General features: G+C 35.2%; 3 protein-coding genes and 1 pseudogene. All 4 read left to right on the top strand.

The window, feature by feature from the left end; translation table 11 throughout:
• Positions 1-278 precede the first annotated feature (278 nt).
• Positions 279-1,376: a D-alanine--D-alanine ligase gene (gene ddlA / locus D479_RS19605; protein ID WP_008640631.1), complete on the top strand. Its 1,098-nt coding sequence runs from the start codon at positions 279-281 to the stop codon at positions 1,374-1,376.
• Between the two features lie 144 nt (positions 1,377-1,520).
• Positions 1,521-2,032 (top strand): annotated as a pseudogene (locus D479_RS19600) (DinB family protein).
• A 155-nt stretch (positions 2,033-2,187) separates the two neighbouring features.
• A complete protein-coding gene (locus D479_RS19595) occupies positions 2,188-2,376 on the top strand; it encodes a hypothetical protein (RefSeq protein ID WP_008640626.1) in 189 nt (62 codons plus the stop codon).
• A 96-nt stretch (positions 2,377-2,472) separates the two neighbouring features.
• Positions 2,473-3,144 (top strand): HAD-IA family hydrolase, encoded by a 672-nt coding sequence (locus D479_RS19590; protein WP_039871978.1) that lies wholly within the window; start codon positions 2,473-2,475, stop codon positions 3,142-3,144.
• Positions 3,145-3,245 lie beyond the last annotated feature (101 nt).

Below are 3,245 nucleotides of genomic sequence, written 5' to 3'. Positions count from 1 at the left end.
AACACCAATACTTATTGCAGTTGCAATCTTCTTCTTGATTAAACCGTAGTGACACAGTATTCATTTTTGTGCTAACGGAAGCGTTCGTTGAAATTTTGCTTAATATATCTTGAATTAAAGTCTTAATGAAACGGGGGCAATTCTTCAATAAACGCTTCTTGTATTTACTGCCAAAATCAAAGCGATTAGCTATTTAAGTTAATCGCTTATTTGTTATGATTAGTTAAGAAGTAATTGAAATAAATGGAATTCAATATAGAGTAAAGGGGTAGAGAAACTTGGATAAAATTAAAGTTGGATTACTTTTTGGTGGTAAGTCCTCCGAGCATGAAGTATCTTTACAATCAGCTAAAAACATTATGGAAGCTATAGACCATGATAAATATGATGTCACCCTTGTTGGTATTGATAAACAAGGAAATTGGCACCTCAATAACAATACAAATTACTTAATTAATGACGACAATCCAAAGCTAATTGAACTTAACAAAACAAATAAGATTATTGCTGTAGTTCCTGGTAGAGTAAATAATCAGATTTTAAACATCAACAGCTCTGAAGCATTGGAACAATTAGATGTCATTTTCCCTATCCTTCACGGCCCATCAGGAGAAGATGGAAGTGTTCAGGGCATGATCCGTATGGCCAACATTCCTTGTGTTGGGCCCAACGTGCTTAGCTCGGCTATATGTATGGATAAAGATATAGCTAAAAGACTTTTACAAGCATCAGGATACAAAGTAGCTGACTGGGTATCAGTTAAAAAATCAGCTAAAAATCATCCTTCATTTTATGAAGTCAAAGAGAAACTTGGAACACCTTTCTTTATCAAACCTGCCAACCAAGGTTCTTCCGTTGGTGTGAGTAAGGCGAGAAGTGAAAAGGATTACATAGAAGGATTAAAAATGGCCATGTTATATGACCATAAAGTGCTGCTTGAAGAAAATGTTATAGGCAGGGAAATAGAATGTGGTGTTCTAGGTAATGAAAACCCCCAAGCTTCTTTGCCTGGAGAAATTCTTCCTAATGGTGATTTTTATTCTTATGAAACAAAGTACATTGATGAAAATGGTGCGGTATTAAAAATTCCTGCTGATCTAAGTGAGGAGCTTAAGAAGAAGATACAGGAGCAATCTATAGAAGCATTTGAGATTTTAGAATGCCAGGGGTTGGCACGAGTCGACTATTTTCTGAAGGAGGATGGATCCCTTGTAATCAATGAGGTCAATACTCTCCCTGGGTTCACGAAGATAAGTATGTACCCAAAGCTATGGGAAATTAGTGGCATTCCTTACCCTGTACTCATTGAGAAGTTGATTGATCTAGCTATTGATCGTCATAAACAAAACCATAACTTGAAAAACTCAGTAGATTAAGGGCCAATATTTTCTTCAAATACAAATCCTGTTGGGTTTATCTTGAAAAAAAGTGTTCTGGTAAAGAGGGCTATAGTTTAATTAAGAGGTATTAGTCAGACTCCCTACTAGAACTTATCGATTAGGAAAGGGGAATTGTTACAATTGGAAGTAAAAATAGAGCCATTAAAAGGATTTACTCCACAAATCGGTCACCTTGTGTCACAAATGAACTATGCAAGAAAAACAACGTTAGAAGCTGCATCAGGGTTAACAATCTCTGAGTTGGATTTTTTGCCAAGTAAGGACGGCAATAGTATTGGAGCGCTCTTATTACATATAGCTGCTGTAGAGATAGGATTTCAAATAGAAATTTTTGAAGGTCGCAGACCAAATGAACAGGAAATGTTGGAATGGGATCCCCATATAGTCTTGGAGAAAAAGGAAGAAGAGACATTAAAGGATATCCATTAGAGTTTTATATCACAAAACTTGAAGAAGTAAGACATAAAACACTTCAGAAATTTGCAACGTTGACTGATGATTGGTTATATGAAAACAGACTATGGGACAAATACTCCTCTAACAACTACTTCATTTGGTTTCACGTTTTTGAAGATGAAATTAATCATAGAGGACAAATAAGAATAATTAAAAAAATGTTGTCGCAAGAATAGTGATTTATTTTATTGTATATTATGTGAGTTTTTTAGATTATCTTGAAATCGAGTCTTCCTGTAACGGGGGCTATCCTGTAATACTTAAAGGATCCAAAAACTATAAGAACTAAGGCATATTATTAAATATAAGGAGGAGAAGGAGGATTGCAAAAATGAACAAAAGAACTAAAGATGGTATTATCGCTGCCCTTGTTTTTGCAATAGTTGCTATTCTCTTCGGATATTTTATATATGGGAGAATAGAGTGGTCAACCGTAATAGGATTAACGATAGGAGGCTTTATTTCCTGGTACTTTATTTTTCCTAATATAGAAAAGCTGGGGCGTAGAGACAAATCGTAAAAACCTCTTGGATTCGAGTCTTCATGTAAAGGGGGCTTTTCTTCAACAACCTTCTGTATTTATAATTTCAGAAATAAAACCAAAAGGGGGACTAATATTATTAAAGCAGTTATTTTTGATTTAGATGGGACTTTATTGAACAGAGATGAATCAGTAAAGGTTTTTATAGCTGAACAATTTGAGCGATTGAATGAGTCACTGAATCATATACCGAAAGAAGAGTACATCCGGAGGTTTATTGAACTAGATAATCGTGGATATGTTTGGAAGGACAAGGTGTATAAGCAATTAATAAATGAATTTTCTATTCAAGGGATTACATGGGAGGAACTACTAGAGGATTATTTAACTTACTTCAAAGAAAACTGCGTACCGTTCCCAAAACTCTTAGAAACGCTGGGGAAATTGAAACAAGATAACTATCTTATTGGAATGATAACTAATGGAAAAGGTCAGTTCCAAATGGATAACATAAAGGCTTTGAAAATTGACAGCTACATAAATTCTATTCTTATATCAGAGTGGGAAGGAGTAAAAAAGCCTGATCCAATCATTTTTAAAAGAGCATCGGAGAGGCTGAAGGTGTATCCGAAGGAGTGTGTTTTTATAGGGGATCATCCAGAGAAAGATGTGAGAGCAGCCCAGGATGGTGGAATGATAGGTATCTGGAAAAGGGATCATCAATGGAATGAAGTAGAAGCAGAATATGTTATTGATGAATTAGATGAAATACCTACAGTAATACAACAGATAAATTCTGTTTCTTGATCAATTATCTTGAGATCGAGTCTTATAGTAACGGGGGCAATAGGTGAAGAATGAAGTTAGGTAGGGGGGCTGTATTTGAACATAGATACTGATTCATTGGT

It is taken from the genome of Halobacillus sp. BAB-2008, from assembly GCF_000328325.1.
Lineage (GTDB): Bacteria > Bacillota > Bacilli > Bacillales > Halobacillaceae > Halobacillus.
This window is presented reverse-complemented; position numbering and strand designations above follow the sequence as displayed.

Bases quoted from the DNA above. Each gene is read 5' to 3' on its own strand.
- D479_RS19595 (WP_008640626.1), top strand. From the start codon at position 2,188: ATGAACAAAAGAACTAAAGATGGTATTATCGCTGCCCTTGTTTTTGCA.